This is a genomic window from Streptomyces sp. LUP47B, from assembly GCF_001746295.1.
In the GTDB taxonomy this organism is placed as follows: domain Bacteria; phylum Actinomycetota; class Actinomycetes; order Streptomycetales; family Streptomycetaceae; genus Streptomyces.
The window spans coordinates 116,326-132,743 of record NZ_MJAH01000015.1 but is presented as its reverse complement, the minus strand read 5'-3'; the positions used below and the strand labels follow the sequence as shown (position 1 = coordinate 132,743).

Sequence of the window (16,418 nt, the reverse complement as noted above, 5' to 3'; positions counted from 1 at the left end):
CCTCGCGCCCCGGCGAGCCCGGCTCCAGGCCGGGGGTGGGGCTCGACCGGTGGTCAGGCGGGCTGCGAGGTCCCGCCTCGCGCCCCGGTCGAGCCCGGCTCCAGGCCGGGGGTGGGGGCTTGTCCGGCGGGTCAGGCCGGCTGCGCCGTCCCGCCTCGCGGCCCGATCGGGCCCCGCTCCAGACCAGCGGCGCGGGCCTGCCCGGCGGATCAGGCCGGTTACGCGGGATGGACCCTGCCAGCTATGCCGAGCGGGGTCATGGGGGGGCAGGCCCCGCGGCGTTGAGCCGGTCTCGACCGTGGCTCTTGGACGCGACTGAAGACTGAGCGCAATCAACGGTCGCGTGAAGGAGTCCTACGAGATGGAGTCGACCGGCGTCAGTGCCGAGTTGTACGCAGAGGTTCTTCAGTACTACGCGCGCCAGATGCAGGCGCTGGACGCGGGCAAGGTGGAGGAGTACGCCGACACGTTCACCGACGACGCGGTCTTCGGCCACACACCCGGCCGGGAGCCGGCGCGCACCCGGGCCGGCATCCTGTCCGACCTCTACGAGGTGCGCGACAGGCTCGCCGCGGACGCGCAGCAGCGGCGCCACCTGTTCACGATGGTCGACGTCGAGCAGCCGGCGGAAGGCCGGCTCCGCAGCACCTGCTACGCGCTGGTGCTGACCACCCGCCCTGGCGGCGGTCCCGAGATGGTCCGCAGCTGTGTGGTGCGCGATGCCCTGGTCCGCGAGGACGGGCGGCTGCGCAACCAGGAGCGGCTCGTCGACCACGACGGTTTCTGAGAGAGGGGGTTGTGATGAGCCGACGAGTGGTCATCACCGGCATCGGCGTACGCGCCCCGGGTGGCCGGGGCACCAAGGAGTTCTGGGATCTGCTCACCGCGGGTCGTACCGCGACCCGGCGGATCAGTTTCTTCGACCCGTCGCCGTACCGGTCGCAGATCGCCGGCGAGGCGGACTTCGACCCGGTGTGGGAGGGGTTGAGCCAGCGGGAGATCCGCCGCATGGACCGGGCCACCCAGTTCGCCGTGGTCTGCGCCCAGGAGGCCGTGCAGGACAGCGGCCTGGACTTCGCGGGCATCGACCCGGCGCGGATCGGCGTCACCCTGGGCAGCGCGGTGGCCGCCGCGACCAGCCTGGAGCGCGAGTACCTGGTGCTGTCCGACTCCGGCCGCAACTGGCTGGTGGACGGCGAGGAGTGGCTGTCGCCGCACATGTTCGACTACCTGGCGCCGAGCGTGATGCCGGCCGAGGTGGCGTGGAAGGTCGGCGCGGAGGGGCCGGTGTCGCTGGTCTCCAACGGCTGCACCTCCGGCCTGGACGCGGTCGGGCACGCCCTCCAGCTGATCCAGGAGGGCTCGGCCGACGTCATCGTGGCGGGCGCCACCGACACCCCGATCACCCCGATCGTGGTGGCCTGCTTCGACGCGATCAAGGCGACCACCGCCCGCAACGACGAGCCGGAGACCGCCTCCCGCCCGTTCGACCGTTCCCGCACCGGGTTCGTGCTCGCCGAGGGCGCCGCGGTGTTCGTACTGGAGACCCTGGAGTCGGCCCGGCGCCGCGGCGCTCCGGTCTACGCCGAGGTCACCGGCTACGGCACCCGCTGCAACGCGTATCACATGACCGGCCTCAAGCCGGACGGCCGGGAGATGGCCGAGGCGATCCGGGTCGCCATGAACCAGGCCCGCATCGACCCGACCGCCGTGGACTACATCAACGCCCACGGCTCCGGCACCAAGCAGAACGACCGGCACGAGACCGCCGCCGTCAAGCGCGCCCTCGGCGACCACGCGTACCGCACGCCGGTCAGCTCGATCAAGTCGATGGTGGGCCACTCGCTGGGCGCCATCGGCTCGGTGGAGATCGCCGCCTGCGCGCTCGCCATCAAGAACGGCGTGGTGCCGCCCACCGCCAACCTGCACGAGGCCGACCCCGAGTGCGACCTCGACTACGTACCGCTGACCGCGCGCGAACGGGACGTGCGGACCGTGCTGACGGTCGGCAGCGGCTTCGGCGGCTTCCAGACCGCGATGGTGTTGCAGCGTCCGACGGGGGAGAGGGAATGACCAGGACCGTGGTCACCGGGATCGGCGCGCTCGCCGCCAACGGCTTCGGCACCCAGGACTACTGGGCCGCCACCCGGGAGGGCCGGCACGGGATCGGCGAGCTCAGCCGGTTCGACGTGCGGAAGTACCCGGCCACCCTGGCCGGCGAGATCCGCGGCTTCGACGCCGCCGACCACCTGCCGGACCGGCTGCTCCCGCAGACCGACGTCTCCACCCGGTACGCGCTGGTCGCGGCCGGCTGGGCACTGGAGGACGCCAAGGTCGACCCGGCCGGCCTGGTCGACTACGACATGGGCGTGGTCACCGCCAACGCACTCGGCGGCTTCGAGTTCACCCACCGCGAGTTCCACAAACTGTGGACCGAAGGCCCGCAGACGGTCAGCGTCTACGAGTCCTTCGCCTGGTTCTACGCGGTGAACGCCGGTCAGATCTCCATCCGGCACGGCATGCGCGGCCCCTCCAGTGCCCTGGTCACCGAGCAAGCCGGCGGCCTGGACGCCATCGGCCACGCCCGGCGCACCGTGCGCCGCGGCACCCCGCTGGTGGTCGCGGGCGGCGTGGACTCCGCGCTCGACCCCTGGGGCTGGGCCTCGCAGATCGCGGGCGGCCGACTGTCCACCGGCACCGACCCGGGCCGCGCCTACCTGCCCTTCGACCGGGACGCCGACGGTTACGTCCCCGGCGAGGGCGGCGCGCTGCTGGTACTGGAGGACGCCGAGGCGGCGCTCGACCGCGGCGCCCCGGACATCCTCGGCGAGATCGCCGGATACGCCAGCGGCTTCGACCCCGCGCCGGGCTCCGGCCGGCCCCCTGCGCTGCGCCGCACCATCGAGGCGGCACTCGCCGACGCCGGGGTGACGGCCGGCCAGGTCGACGTGGTCTTCGCCGACGCGGTCGGTGTGCCCGAGCTCGACCGGGCGGAGGCGGCCGCGCTGGGCGAGGTGTTCGGCGCGGGCGCGGTGCCGGTGACCGCACCGAAGGCCGCGTCCGGCCGCACCTACGCGGGCGGCGGCTCGCTGGACGTCGCCACCGCGCTGCTGTCGATCCGCGACGGCGTGATCCCGCCGACCGCCGGCACCCGCGAGGTGCCCGCCGAGTACGGCATCGACCTGGTCCGCGACCGGGCCCGCGAGGCGGACGTACGCACCGCGCTCGTGGTCGCCCGCGGTCTGTGGGGCTTCAACTCGGCCGTCGTCGTCCGCGCCTGGGACGCCGACGCCGCCAACAACCTTCACTGAGGAGACAGTTGTGAACATCACCGTGGACGAGATCCGCCGTATCATCGTCGCCAGCGCGGGCGCCCCCGAGGCCGGGATCGTCGAGGCCGACTTCGCCGACACCTCCTTCGACGAGCTCGGCTACGAGTCGCTCGCCCTGATGGAGACCGCTTCCGCGATCGAGCGCGAGTTCGGCGTGTCGGTGCCGGACGACCTGCTCTTCGAAGCCCGCACGCCGCGTGATCTGGCCGAGCTGGTCCGCTCCGCCAAGGAAGCCGCGGCCGCATGAGCCCGCACACCCGACAGATGGAGCACAGCCGGGTGGTGCGCGCCCCCGCCGACCGGCTGTACGCGCTGGTCGCGGATGTGAGCCGCTGGCCGGTGCTGCTCGGACCGTGCCTGCGGGCACGGCAGATCGAGCGGCACGGCGCCGACGAGCGGATCGAGCTGTGGGCGCAGACCAACGGCAAGGTGACCACCTGGACCTCCCGCCGCACCCTGGACCCGCGGTCCCTGCGGATCTCCTTCCGGCAGGACCGCTCCACCGCGCCGGTCGCCTCGATGTCCGGTGACTGGTCCTTCCACCCCGCCGGCGACGGCCGGACCCGGATCGTGCTCACCCACGCCTTCACCGCCGTGGACGACAGCCCCCAGGCACTGGAGTGGATCGCCGAGGCGGTGGACCGCAACAGCGTCCAGGAGCTGGCCGCGCTCGGCGACTTCGCCGAACTCCCGCATCCGCTGGAGCAGTTGGTCCTCACCTTCAGCGACCGCGTGGAGGAACCCGGGGTGGACCCGGCCGACGTCTACGACTTCGTGCACCGATCGGACCTGTGGCCCGAGCGGCTGCCGCACGTCGGCCGGGTCGACCTCTCCGAGGACCCGGCGGGGGTGCAGCGGATGGAGATGGACACCGTCACCTCCGACGGCCGTACCCACACCACCGCCTCGGTCCGGCTGTGCGTGCCGGGCGAGCACATCTCCTACAAGCAGACCGTGCTGCCCGCCCTGTTGTCCGGGCACAGCGGCCGCTGGGAGTTCGAGAAGTCGGACGGCGGCACCGCGATCGTCTCGCATCACACCGTGGCGGTCGACCCGGCCGCCGTGGAACGGGTGCTCGGCGGGGGAACCACCTTCGAGCAGGCGTGCGCCCACGTCCGCGACACCCTGAGCGCCAACAGCCGCGCCACCATGGGGGCGGCCTGCGCCTACGCGGCATCGGTGGTGCGGCGCCCATGACCCCCACGCCGAAGCTGGTCGGGCTCGCGCTGTCACCGGACGCCGAGGCCGACCGGGTGTGCATGGTCGCGGGCGGCCGCTCGCTGACCCGGCGCCAGGTCCGACGCGAGGTGGCCCGGACCCGGGCCGCCCTCCTCGAACGCGGCCTGGCCCCGGGCCGGCGGGTGCTGGCGCTGCTCGACCACGGACCGGAGGCGGTTTTCTTCCTCGCCGCGGCCAGTTCGCTGGGCCTGCACCTGCTGATGCCCTACGGTCTGCAGGCGGCGGCGCTGCCCGAGTGGCTGTCCATCGCGGACGCCGCCGAGCCCGACGTGGTGCTGCACTTCAAGCGCGACCGGGCCGGTCTGGACGTGCTGCGCGAGCGCTGCGCCACCGTGGTGGAGCTGCCGTTCCCCACCGGCGAGGCGCCCGAGGCGGAGGTGGAGGTGCTCCACCCCGAGCCGGTGGAGCACTTCCTGACGCTGTTCACCAGCGGCACCACCGGCAAGCCGAAGGCGATCAGCATCAACGAGGCGCACATCGTCACCAGGATCGGCTGGGTCACCCGGACCATGGGCTACGGCCCGACCGCCCGGATCTTCATGACCGGCCTGATGAACAACACCACCGGACTGATCAACTCCTTCGGCGCGCTGCTGCACGACGCCACCGTGGTCTTCCCGGAGACCCCGGACCCGGCGCAGTGGCCGGCCCAGGTGGCCCGCCACCGTGCCACCCACCTGGCACTGCGCCCGGTGGCGCTCAAGCAGTTCGTGGCCGCCGCGGCCACCGCCGAGGACGACCTGTCCTGCCTGCGGGTGGTCTCCTACGGCGGGGCAGCCGTCCCCCGGGCGGTGCTCGAACAGGGCCGCGCAGTGCTGCCGTGCGACTGGATCCAGGGCTACGGGCTGACCGAGACCTACGGCCCGTTCTGCTTCCTGGCCGAACAGGGCCACGCCGAGGCCCGCTACCTCAAGCACGTCTACTGCATCGGCCGGCCCGACGACTCCCTGCAGGTCCGTCTGGAGCCGGTGGCCGGCCACCCGGACGGAGTCGGCGAGATCCTGGTCCGGGGCGACTCGGTGATGGAGGGCTACGTGGACGTCGCCACCGGCGTGATCCAGCCGGTCGGCGAGTGGCTGCGCACCGGCGACCTCGCCGAGTGGAGCCCCGACGGCGATCTGGTCCTCAAGGGCCGGCTCGCCGGGGTGCTGCTCAGCGAGAACGGCCACCGCATCTACCCCGAGGAGACCGAGGCGGTGCTCGCCGACACCCCGGGGGCGGACGAGGTGGTGCTGGTCGGCCTGCCGAACCCGAACGGCCCGCACGAGCTGCCGGTCGCCTGTCTGTGCGGCCCGATCGGTGAGCGCGGCGACGAGGAACTGCGCGACCTGGTCACCGCCGAACTGCGCCGCGCGCTGGCACCGGAGAAGTGGCCCGACCGGATCTGGGCCACCCCCGAGCCGTTCGCCCGCAGCGCCAACGGCAAGATCATGCGCGGTGAGGTGGCCGCATCCGTCGACCCGGCCCGGGTCGTGCTGCTGAAGGGCGGCTCCGATGACTGAGACCCCGGAACGCCTGCGGGTGCCCGAGCACATGTACCGCGCGCTCGGCTACCTCTTCCCGCGGCTGATGTTCCTCAACGCGCGCTACGCCCCGCAGGTGCACTGGGGCGACATCGCGGCGGCTCTGGACGGCTTCCCCACCGATGACCTGGACCTCGCCTCCGCCGGGTTCTGGGACCTCTGGCGCGAGCGCTGGACGGAGCGGGCGGAGAGTTACGGCGCCCTCGCCGAGGCGTCCGGCACGGTGGCCGGCCGCAGCCGCGCGCTGCGCGGTGCCGCGGCGGCCTACCACTGGGCGGAGTTCCAGTACTTCGACGACCGGACCGTCAAACAGCGGCTGCGGCAGCGCATCCGGGACTGCTTCCTGGGCAGCCTGGCGGGCACCGACCTCGACGTCACCGAGGGGTCGCTGCCCGGCACCGGCGCGGGCTACTGGGTGCTGCGCACCAAGGCGATGCGGGCATCGGGCGAGCCGCTGCCCGCGGTGGTGCTCTCCAACGGCCTGGACTCCGCCACCGAGGTCGAGGTGGTGGCGCTGGCCGAGGCCTACCTCGAACGCGGGATTGCCGCGGTGCTCTTCGAGGGCCCGGGCCAGGGGCTGCGGCTGGGCCGCACCCCGGTACTGGCGGAGATGGAGCCGGTGGTCGCCGAACTGCTGGAGAAGCTGCGCGCCGAGCCGGGGATCGCCGCCGACCGGCTGGCCTTCGCGGGCATCAGCTTCGGCGGCTACCTGGCACTGCGGGTGGCCCGTGGGCTCGGTGAGCACTTCCGATGCGTCGTCAACTTCGGCGGCGGACCCGTGATCGCCAAGTTCGACGGCCTGCCACGCCGGCTGAAGGACAACTTCCGGTTCGCCTTCGGCGCCGAGCCGGGTGCCGACCTGCAGCCGCGCTTCGACGAACTGGCGATCGAGCCCGGCCCGGCGCCGGCCACCGAGGTGCTGAGCGTCTGCGGCGCGCTGGACGACATCTTCCCGATCGAGGGGCTGTACGACCTCGACCGGGCGTGGTCGGGCCGACACTCGCTCGAGGTGCACCCCAGGGAGGCGCACACCAGCCTCAACCTGATCAACTCCTACACCCTGCGCACCGCCGACCTGGTCACCGAGCGACTGGCCGACCGCGCCTGACCGGGCCTGACCGGGCCTGTTCACCAGGGGCCTGTCCGCCGGGATCGTCGGCGGGCAGGCCCTCGGCGTCGGTCCGGGCACCCTCGTACGAAACCGCCCTCGTACGAAACCGCCCTCGTACGAAACCGCCCTCGTACGAAACCGCCCTCGTACGAAACCGCCCTCGTACGAACCGCCCTCGTACGAACCGCCCTCGTGCGAAACCGCCCCCGTCAGCGGCTCTCGGCGAGCGCGCCCTCGGACGTGAGGAGCCCGGGGTGCAGGTCTCCGGCGAGTCCGGCGTGCGCGAAGACCCGCTTGAGCAGGGTGACGAAGGTCCGCGCCTCCTCCGGCTCCAGCCCGCCGAGCAGCCGGGCCTCGAAACCGCTGATGAGGGACTCGGCCTCGGTGTGCAGCTCGCGGCCGGCCGGGAGCACATGGACGGCATGGGCGCGACGGTCGGTGGGGTGGCGGCGGCGCTCCACCAGGCCGCGCCGCTCCAGCTCGTCGACCAGGCCGACCATCACGTTCCGGTGCACGTTCAGCGGTCCGGCGAGCTGGTGCTGACTGAGGCCGTCCTTCTCCATCAGCAGGTCGAGCAGACCGAACTGGCGGGGGTGGATGCCCAGCGGCGAGAGCACGTCGACGAGCTGCTCCTGCACATGGGCGCTGAGGTGGGTCATCACGCAGGCGGGGTGGTCGAACAGCGATGGAGTACTCACGCCCGCCATGATACCTCCGAGAAATTATCACCTTGAGGGATAGTCACTGGAAGTGCATACTTGTTCCCGTGACCCAAGACATCTCCGCATCTACTCCCGCCGCCCCGCCGCAGGAAGCCGCGGGTGGCACCGCACCCGACCCGAAGCGCCGCCTGGCCTTCGCGGTCGTCCTGATCGCCGGATTCATGGACCTGGTCGACACGACGATCGTCAACGTCACCGTCCCGAGCATCCAGCGCGACCTGCACGCCGACTACGCCCAGATCGAGTGGGTCATCGCGGCGTACGTGCTCTCCTTCGCCGCCCTGCTGATCCTCAGCGGCCGGCTCGGCGACATCTTCGGACGCAAGCGCGTCTTCCTGATCGGCATGGCCGCCTTCACCGTCGCCTCGCTGCTGTGCGGTGTCGCGGTCAACCCGGGCATGCTGATCGTTTCCCGGTTCGTCCAGGGCGCCGCGGCCGGCCTGATGGTCACCCAGATCCTGGCGATCCTGCACGTGATCTTCCCGCCGAGCGAACGGGGCAAGGCGGTCGCCGTCTTCGGCGCGGTCACCGGCTCCTCCGCGGTCTTCGGCCTCGCCCTCGGCGGCGTGGTCGTGCAGTGGAACCTCTTCGGCTGGGAATGGCGCCCGATCTTCCTGGTCAACGTCCCGGTCGGGATCGCCGCGCTGATCGCCGGCGCCCTGGTGATCCGCGAGTCCCGCGCCCCGCAGCGACCCAAGCTCGACCTGCTCGGCATGCCGCTGGCCCTCGCCGCCGTGGCGCTGCTCGTCTACCCGCTCACCGAGGGCCGCCGGCTGGGCTGGCCGGCCTGGACCTACGGCATGATCGCCGGCGCCCTGGTGCTGCTCGCGGTCTTCCTCGCCTACGAGAAGCGCCGCTTCGCCAAGGTCGGCTCCGCACTGGTCGAGTTCGGGGTGTTCCGCTCCCGCTCGTTCTCCATCGGCATGGCGGTGTGGTTCCTGTTCTGGATCGCGGTCGGCGGATTCTTCTTCGTCTGGACGCTCTTCCTGCAGCAGGGCCTCGGCTGGACGCCGATGCACGCCGGCCTGACCGCCGCCACCTTCGCCATCGGGGTGGGCATCGGCGCGGGCAACGCCCCCGACAAGCTGGTCCCCAAGTTCGGCCGCAACGTGCTGGTGGCCGGCGGCATCGTCAACGCGATCGGTTTCGTCGCCTTCTCCGTCCTGGTCGCCCACTACGGCCACAGCCTCACGTCCTGGCAGATCATCCCGGTGCACATCGTCTCCGGCGTCGGCTTCGGCCTGATCGTCGCGCCGACCCTGGATCTGCTGCTCGGCCAGGTCCCCGGCCAGCAGGCGGGCAACGCCTCGGGCCTGCTGAACACCGTCCAGCAGTTGGGGATGGCGCTCGGTGTCGCGCTGACCGGCGTGCTCTTCTTCGCCCAGGTCGCGGGCGCGTCCGGTGACGCCGCCGACGAGGCCGCCCCGGCGCTGAAGTCCGCCCTCAGCAGTGCCGGCGTCGGCTCCCAGGACCAACTGCTCGCCGACTTCCGCAGCTGCGTGCAGCAGCGCGGCGACTCCGTCGATCCGAGCAAGGTCCCGGCCGACTGCCGCAAGGACGACCCGAAGGTCGCCGGCGCCTTCGGCGGGGCCATCGCCCGCGCCGACTCGGTCAGTTACTCCTCCGCGTTCCGTACCGTCCTGCTGCTGGACGCCGGCATCCTGGTGATCGCCGCCGCCGGCTTCCTGACCCTGCCCAAGCACTCGCGGCCCGCCGACGCGGCCGCCGCGAGCCCCCAGCCCACCGAGGTGACGGCATGAGCAACGAGAAGAACGTCCTGGTCCTCGGCCGGGAGCGGCATCTGGTCGAGGCCTCCACCGGCATCATCGAGGCAGGCGGGTTCCACGCGGTCGGCGTGACCCGTGACGAGGAGGCGCTCTCCCTGCTGGACACCGGCCGGTTCATCGCGGTCCTGGTCGGCAGCGGCGTCGAGTGGGAGTCCCGTCCGCCGGTGCGTGAGCACGCCGCTGCGCACGGCACCGTGGTCCTCGAGGCGCGTCGCGTCCCGATGCAGACCGTCCAGGAACACGTCCGCCATGTGATCGTCCCGAAGCTGCGCGAGATCGCCTGACCACCCCCGCACCAGGGCCCCGGATCCGACCACCCCCGACGGATCCGGGGCCCGGCCACGTACTGACGGGTACGAGCGCCGGTCAGAGCGGCCCGTTCCCCAGCGAACTCTTACGCCGACGCCGGAACCGGCTTCGGGGAAGCACGGCATTCGCTGGGGTCGCGAACACGGCACCGCCAGTGACGGGCGGGCGCCGACGGGGGAGGAGTGACGTTGAGCGGTGCAGGGAGAAGTTTGGCCGATCACCCCTTTGTGGTGTTGCTGGGGGTGGTCGCCGCTGCGATCGGCGTGATAGTCGGAATCAAAGAACTGGCTGCCTCTTCAGAGGATCCGCCTTCAGCCTCGGCGTCTGCCCCGACACCCTGGAGCAGCACGGTTCGGCCCAGCGACGACACCAAGGCATCGCCCACTCCGGAAGAAGACGCCACCCAGTCTCCCGACGAGGAGGCCACCACACCGAGTTCGACGCCCGGAAAGCCTTCTGCTGAGGCGCCCCCTCCCGATGATCAGGAGCCCGAATCGCCGCAGCACACGGGCGCCTTGACCGTCCTGGTCAAAATGGGCCGGACAGGAAAGGTGGGCCCGAACTCCTGGAGAGCTGGGGCAGAGCCTGGCGCCGACACCGAGGTCTACGACGCGACGGGAAGACTGGACACGGGATGCTACGTGCAGTGGACCCTCGAACATGACGGCACGTTGGTACAGAAGCACACCAGTAGCCGATGCCGACCGCCGAGCATCACGCTCTTCAACTTCGAAGACGGCCTCGAACCCGGCTCCTACACTCTGACGGCGGAGGTAACGACCGACTGGCATCAAACGGGAACCGATACGTTCGCCTTCGACGTCGTGCCGGCCTGAACAGACGTAAGTGAATGAACCCGAGTGACCGTCTGTGGCTCTTCCCCGCCTCGCCGGAGTCGGAGGCCGTCGCGGTCCGCCGGACCCGCGGACGCCTTGTACGGCACCGGTGGCCGGGGACGAGTCGGAACCCGGTGTGCCGGGCGGGGATGCTGCCGCGCGCGGCAGCATCCCCGCCCGGGTTCATCCGGTGAAGTAGCCGGCCAGGTCGGCGATCAGGTCGACGTTCCCGGCACTGTTGTAGAAGTTGATCTTTCCGTTGGTGACGGGGACGACGACGAGGTTGGGGATGGTCTTGCCCTCCGTGAAGTTGAGGTTGGAGGCGGGATTCGGCCGGGAGATGCCGTTGGGGTAGACGGTGACATAACTGGTGGTCGTGGGGCGGACCGCGGTGACGTTGAGGACGACGGCCGTGGCGTCGACCGGGACCCCGTGGTGGCCGCCGACGGTCAGGGTGACCGTGGTGTCGGCCCCTACGGTGCCCTTGCGGACGCCGGTGCCGTCGCGGGTGTCCATCACCCGCACGGGTCCCGCGTTGTGCTGGGCGGAGCCGGTGGCGCTGAAGTAGCCGCTGATGTCGGCGATCAGGTCCACGCTCCCGGCGTTGTTGTAGAAGTCGACCTTTCCGTTGACGACGGGGACGATGACGAGGTTCGGGAACGTCTCGTTCGCCCAGAAGTTGAGGTTCGAGGCGCTCGTCCGGGTGGTCCCGTCGGGGTAGACGGTGACGTAACTGGCCGTCGTCGCTCTCGTCGCCGTCACGTTCATCACCACCGCGGTGACACCGCTGGTGGGCAGCCCGGCTTTGCCGGCGACCTGGAGGCTGACCGTGCGGGCGGGGCCGACCTTCGCCTTCGGTACGCCGGTGCCGTTACGGGTGTCCATGAGCCGTGTCGGGGTGATGCTGGTGAGCTTGGAACCGCTTCCGTCACTGGTGTAGTAGCCGGTGATGTCGGCGATCAGGTCGACGCTTCCGGCACGGTTGTAGAAGTTGACCTTGCCGTTGGTGACGGGCACCGTCACCAGGTTCGGAAACGTCTTGCCCGCCGGGAAGTTGAGGTTGGACGCGCTCGTCCGGGCGGATCCGTTGGGGTAGACGGTCACGTAGCTGGTGGCCGTCGCGTTGGTCGCCGTCACGTTCATGATGACGCCGGTGACGCCGCTGCTGGGCAGCCCTGCCTTGCCGGTGACCTGAAGGGTGACCGTGCTGTCGGCGCCGACCTTGGCCTTCGCGACGCCGGTGCCGTTACGGGTGTCCATGATCCGCGTCGGGGTGACGGGCTTGAGCGTGCCGGTCGGCGGGACGACCGGGGCGGTCACCGTGACGTCGCTCGCCTTCACGTACGCGAGACGGTGGTTGTAACGGATCGGGTAGTAGGTCGTGTTCCCCGAGACGAGCAGGCAGTCCGGGGTGCCCGAGCAGTTGATGTCCTCGGCGTAGTAGAAGTCGCCGTTCACCGCCGACAGCGCGGTGTAGGACTGCCCCGGCTGGACGGTCGCGTGGTCCAGCGGCGTCACCTGCTGGTTCGCCTGGGAGGCGAGGTCGCTCAGCTCGGTGGGGTAGGCCGAGGTCTCCGGGTAGGCGCGCCCGTACACCGCGACGGCCGACGATCCGGCGGGGGTGATCAGGTGCCGTGCCGTGCCGGTGTTCGCCATGGTGTAGGCGCCGCCGGGGTTGTAGAACCACGCCTTCTGGCCGTCGTACCAGATGGCCGTCCAGTCGCCCTGCACCGCCGCGACCACGAAGGTCTGGCCGAAGGGGGCCTTGTCCGTCCAGTCCCAGCCCTGCGTGGTCCCGGTGGGCTTGCCGTCCGCCGTGAACTTCGGGTCGGTCAGCAGCGCGGCCGTGGAGGACGGACTGGTGCGCAGATACACGAAGTTGGCCGGGTTGGCCGGGCAGGTGGTGGTGGACGAACCGCATCCGGTCAGGGTCGGCTCGTAACTGCTGCTCCACGGCGGGGTGATGGTGACCTCTCCGCCGACCACGGGCATGCCGTTGCCGTTGGGGAAGGCGCCCAGCAGCGTCAGGTAGTGGCTCCAGTTCCACCACGGGCCGGGGTCCCAGTGCATGCCCTCGTAGTAGGCGCTGAGGGGGCCGGGCACGCCGTCGTGGCCGATGACGTGCTCGCGGTCGAGCGGGATGTCGAACTTGTTGGCGAGGTAGCCGACCAGGGCCACGGAGGACTGGTACTCCTGCTCGGTGTACCAGGTGCCGTAGTCCAGCGCGTAGCCCTCGTGCTCGATGCCGATCGAGTGGTCGTTGACGTACTTGTTGCCGGCGTGCCAGGCGATGTCCTTGGTCGGCACCATCTGCGTGACCGAACCGTCGGCGCCGATCACGTAGTGGGCGCTGGCGTAGGTCGACGGCTGCTGGAAGGAGTTGATCGCGGAGGACGCGGTGCTCTCGGTGTCGTGGATGACGATGGTGTTGACGGCGTCACCGTCCGACGGACGGTTCGCGAGGTCGTAGTTGCCGTAGTCGCTCTGGTCGGTGCTGCTGTTGAGCGCGTAGGCGGCGGGGGTGAACGTGCAGACCAGCGTGGTGGGGCACTCCGTCGCCTGGGTGGCGGCGGTGCCGGTGGTGAAGGAGGCCTGGCGTATCGCGGGTTTCAGGTCCGGGCTCACCGCGGTCGACCGGTGCGCCGGCACGGACGGGTCGGCGGGCAGCGTCACTTCCTGGTTGTCCGTGGTGACCCGGTGGGCGCCGACGCGGATGGTCGCGAACACGCGGTCGGCGAACTGCTCGGCGACCTGGGAGCGGGTGGACTGGCTGTAACGGGTCACCGCCGGGTACCACTGCCCGGCCTCGGACGGCAGTGAACCGGTCGACGCGCGCTCGTAGGAGGCGAGCAGTGCGGCCGCGCCGCGTATGTTCTGCCGCGTGGAGGTGCGCAGCGACGCCTTGGAGGCGTTCACCATCGGGGCGGCGATGTCGAGGGTGCGCATCGCCTGGGTGACCCGCTGCGACGGGGGTGTCTCGCTCGGCGTGGACGGGCCGGCCTTCGCGGAGGAGTGGTGGCGCAGCGCCCTGGGATCGTCGCCGTAGCCGGGCGTCTCCGCTTCGCTGTCCCGCCCCGGCTTCAGGTCGGTCGCGCTGACCGAGGTCAGACCCATGACGTTGTAGTTGCCGGTGACCGAGGGCCGGCCGTGGTGCGACTCCCACAGCGTCATCTGGTAGGAGACGGCCATCAGAACACCGGTCGGCACATGGAACTCGGCGGCGGCCGACTTGAAATCGGCCTGGAGGGAGTGGGAGGGACGCCCGTTCGACTCGGTGGCGGTGGCGGACTGGTTCCCGTCCGTTCCCAGAGCCGTCGTTGCGACCACGCCCGCCACGAGCCCTCCGGTGGCGAGTCCGCTCGCCACGCCGAGCCACAGTCGTAGCCGGGGTCTGCGATGTTTCGCAAGCAAAGAAGCTACCTCAATCAGCCAATAAGAGGTGTGCAATAACAAAGAGGGCGAACCGGTGTGCTGGTCTGCCCGAGTGGAGCGAGGTGCCACTTCCGCGGATCGAACGGCCACGGGAAGCGTTTTCGCCCCTTGTCTGTACTGCGCCAACGGGCGCGTGAACATTACGCCAACGGCGAATGGCGCCAACTGCCGAGGTGTGGGCCGTTCCCTGTCGGCGCGTCACCGGCACCGCCGCCGTGAACCGCACTCCGTCCGCCCGATGCCGCATCGGAAACGTCACCACCCGGCCGCCCTCCACCTCATCGAGGCCGACGGCATGGTCACCCTCTTCAGCCACGCACCGAGCCGTTGCGCGCGCACCGCGTCGAGCACCTCGCCTGCGCTTCACCCAGGCACGTGGCCAAGACGCTTCACCCGCCGCGGCCGCCGTCGGGACCGACGGCAGTCACCCCGCCGTCACGGTCGCCGAAGGCGAGTCGGGGCCGGTCGTCGAGGGACAACGTGGCGAGGCGTGCCGATCACCTGCTCACTACGGGGGAGCGCGGTTGTGGCCCCGGGGGCGGCAGTAGGACCCGCCCCCGGGATCCGACGGACTGTTCGTCCGTCAGGTGCCGACAACTCCCGCCACATACAGCAGATCCGCGATCTCGAACCGCCCCGGCGTCTCCGCCAGTGTGGGCCTCCAGCGCGGGAACACCGAGCGGTACGACGACGGGTCGGCGTCCAGCAGACCGATCAGGACCTCGGCGACGATACGGCTGCCGACCGGGCCGAGGTTGCGGCCGCGGTTGAGGACCTCCGCCTCCTTGAGGACGTAGTACCAGAGGTAGACCGGGCCCGTGGTGCCCAGTTCCTCGTCCGTCAGCGGGATCTCGCCGATGGCACGGGCCACGTCCTGGCCGGACGGCAGGCCGAGGGTCTCGCTGCGCAGCAGGTTGCGGACGGCGAGCGAGGCCACCGGCTGGGCCAGCGCCCCTTGGCGGGCGCCGGGTACCGCGCTGACCGGGAGGTTCAGCAACTGGGTGTTGAGTGTGGCCTCGATTCGCTTGGCGGTCTGCGGTTCGCTGGTACGGGACACGTCGAAGAAGAACCGCCAGTCGACGGCATGCTCGGGCAGGACGGTCATCCCACCGCGCAGGTCCACGCGCGGATTGGCGGGAGCGTTCGGGTCGTCCGGGAAGATCGGCGCGGCGAAGTCCTCGTTGACCCGGTAGCGGGTGCGGACCGTCGGGTGGCCGAAGCGGAAGGCCGCGACCGCGAACTCCACCGGGATGAACGGCTCGCCGCCGGGCTTGAAGAACCGCGGGCCGTTCTCCTCGACGTCCCGTGCGATCTTCGCGTCGGCGATCAGCGGCAGGTACTCGTGGACGATGATCCACTGGTAGTGCCACTGGACCAGGCGGCGGGCCGCGGCGAAGACGGTGTCGTAGTAGTTCTCCACGTCGAGCAGCTGGTCCAGCGGGACGCCGGGTTGCTGTGTCGGCGGCTCGTTCTCCGGCCTGGGCGGCAGCGGCTGCCCGAAGGGGTCCGTGATGTCTCCCGCGACGAGCTTGTCGGTCACCCGGTTGTGGAACTTGATCATGGCCACGTGGAACTGGCTGAGGATCAGGTTCTCGTCGTTGCGCGGGTCGCCGATGAACGGAACACCGGCTGGGGTCCGGGCGAGGTCCGCACCGCTCGGAGTCAGTGCCAGCCTGCCCTCGGGCGAGCCGTCGTACAGATGGCCACTGACGACCGATCCGGCACCGTACAGGCTGTCCAGGTCAAGCCGTGGCGAACGGAAGCCGGTGACGGCGGAGGGGTCGGTGCGCTCGCCGAAGCGCGACATGACGTCCAGCGTCAGGTCGTGGTCGACGAACTGTCCGAAGTACGTGAACCCCGCCGGGAGTTCCGGATCGAGTTGGCTGTCGGTGGTGTCCCCGCCGTCCATCAGACCGCCGGGTGCGCCGAACCGCAGCGCCGTCTCCAGGCCGGTGGCCCGGCGCGGCGGCAGCTGCGGAAACATCCGCCCGAAGCTTCCGCTGGTTGCGGCGGTGTTGAGGCCGCGTGATGGCATGCCGTGAGATACGGACATGTGTCATTCCCCCTGTGTGTCGATCCCCCGTGAGCGCGCATCCGGACCGTCGGGGTCGCCGGGTCGGCGGGTCT

The 16,418-nt window shown here is 70.9% G+C and carries 13 protein-coding genes; 10 read left to right on the top strand and 3 right to left on the bottom strand.

The window, feature by feature from the left end; all coding sequences use genetic code 11:
* Positions 1–343: 343 nt before the first annotated feature.
* Genes BFN33_RS36055 through BFN33_RS36025 form a run of 7 tightly spaced genes read left to right on the top strand, consistent with a single transcriptional unit; the run spans position 344 to position 7,202 of the window.
* Positions 344–787 carry a nuclear transport factor 2 family protein gene (locus BFN33_RS36055; protein WP_079141167.1) on the top strand — a complete coding sequence of 148 codons (444 nt, stop codon included), beginning with the start codon at positions 344–346 and terminating at the stop codon, positions 785–787.
* A gap of 14 nt (positions 788–801) precedes the next feature.
* On the top strand, positions 802–2,073 hold the full coding sequence (locus tag BFN33_RS36050) for a beta-ketoacyl synthase (RefSeq protein ID WP_069764407.1): 1,272 nt from the start codon (positions 802–804) through the stop codon (positions 2,071–2,073).
* Positions 2,070–3,311 carry a ketosynthase chain-length factor gene (locus BFN33_RS36045; RefSeq protein WP_069764406.1) on the top strand — a complete coding sequence of 414 codons (1,242 nt, stop codon included), beginning with the start codon at positions 2,070–2,072 and terminating at the stop codon, positions 3,309–3,311. Before BFN33_RS36050 ends, BFN33_RS36045 begins: the two co-directional genes overlap by 4 nt.
* Positions 3,312–3,321: 10 nt before the next feature.
* A complete protein-coding gene (locus BFN33_RS36040; RefSeq protein WP_069764405.1) occupies positions 3,322–3,579 on the top strand; it encodes an acyl carrier protein in 258 nt (85 codons plus the stop codon).
* On the top strand, positions 3,576–4,529 hold the full coding sequence (locus BFN33_RS36035; RefSeq protein WP_069764404.1) for an aromatase/cyclase: 954 nt from the start codon (positions 3,576–3,578) through the stop codon (positions 4,527–4,529). The genes BFN33_RS36040 and BFN33_RS36035 overlap by 4 nt, the downstream gene beginning before the upstream one ends.
* Entirely contained in the window at positions 4,526–6,073 is a 1,548-nt protein-coding gene (locus BFN33_RS36030) for a class I adenylate-forming enzyme family protein (protein ID WP_069764403.1), read from the top strand. Before BFN33_RS36035 ends, BFN33_RS36030 begins: the two co-directional genes overlap by 4 nt.
* Complete coding sequence (locus BFN33_RS36025) at positions 6,066–7,202, top strand: S9 family peptidase (protein ID WP_069764402.1); 1,137 nt, start codon at positions 6,066–6,068, stop codon at positions 7,200–7,202. The genes BFN33_RS36030 and BFN33_RS36025 overlap by 8 nt, the downstream gene beginning before the upstream one ends.
* 212 nt (positions 7,203–7,414) lie before the next feature.
* Here the strand turns inward: BFN33_RS36025 and BFN33_RS36020 are convergent, their stop codons facing one another.
* On the bottom strand, positions 7,415–7,903 hold the full coding sequence (locus BFN33_RS36020) for a MarR family winged helix-turn-helix transcriptional regulator (protein ID WP_256122947.1): 489 nt from the start codon (positions 7,901–7,903) through the stop codon (positions 7,415–7,417).
* Between the two features lie 68 nt (positions 7,904–7,971).
* Between BFN33_RS36020 and BFN33_RS36015 the strand changes: the two genes are divergently transcribed.
* The 3 genes from BFN33_RS36015 to BFN33_RS52765 all read left to right on the top strand — a co-directional run bounded on the left by BFN33_RS36015 (position 7,972) and on the right by BFN33_RS52765 (position 10,859).
* Entirely contained in the window at positions 7,972–9,687 is a 1,716-nt protein-coding gene (locus BFN33_RS36015) for an MFS transporter (RefSeq protein ID WP_069764400.1), read from the top strand.
* Positions 9,684–9,998: a hypothetical protein gene (locus BFN33_RS36010; RefSeq protein WP_069764399.1), complete on the top strand. Its 315-nt coding sequence runs from the start codon at positions 9,684–9,686 to the stop codon at positions 9,996–9,998. The genes BFN33_RS36015 and BFN33_RS36010 overlap by 4 nt, the downstream gene beginning before the upstream one ends.
* Before the next feature lie 234 nt (positions 9,999–10,232).
* The gene (locus BFN33_RS52765) at positions 10,233–10,859 is read left to right on the top strand and encodes a hypothetical protein (protein WP_141758021.1); all 627 of its coding nucleotides are present in this window, start codon (positions 10,233–10,235) and stop codon (positions 10,857–10,859) included.
* A 183-nt stretch (positions 10,860–11,042) separates the two neighbouring features.
* Here BFN33_RS52765 and BFN33_RS36000 read toward each other — a convergent pair whose 3' ends face one another.
* A complete protein-coding gene (locus BFN33_RS36000; RefSeq protein ID WP_141758020.1) occupies positions 11,043–14,225 on the bottom strand; it encodes an N-acetylmuramoyl-L-alanine amidase in 3,183 nt (1,060 codons plus the stop codon).
* Positions 14,226–14,874: 649 nt separating this feature from the next.
* Positions 14,875–16,344, bottom strand: coding sequence for a heme peroxidase family protein (locus BFN33_RS35995; protein WP_069764396.1), 1,470 nt, complete (start codon positions 16,342–16,344; stop codon positions 14,875–14,877).
* Positions 16,345–16,418 lie beyond the last annotated feature (74 nt).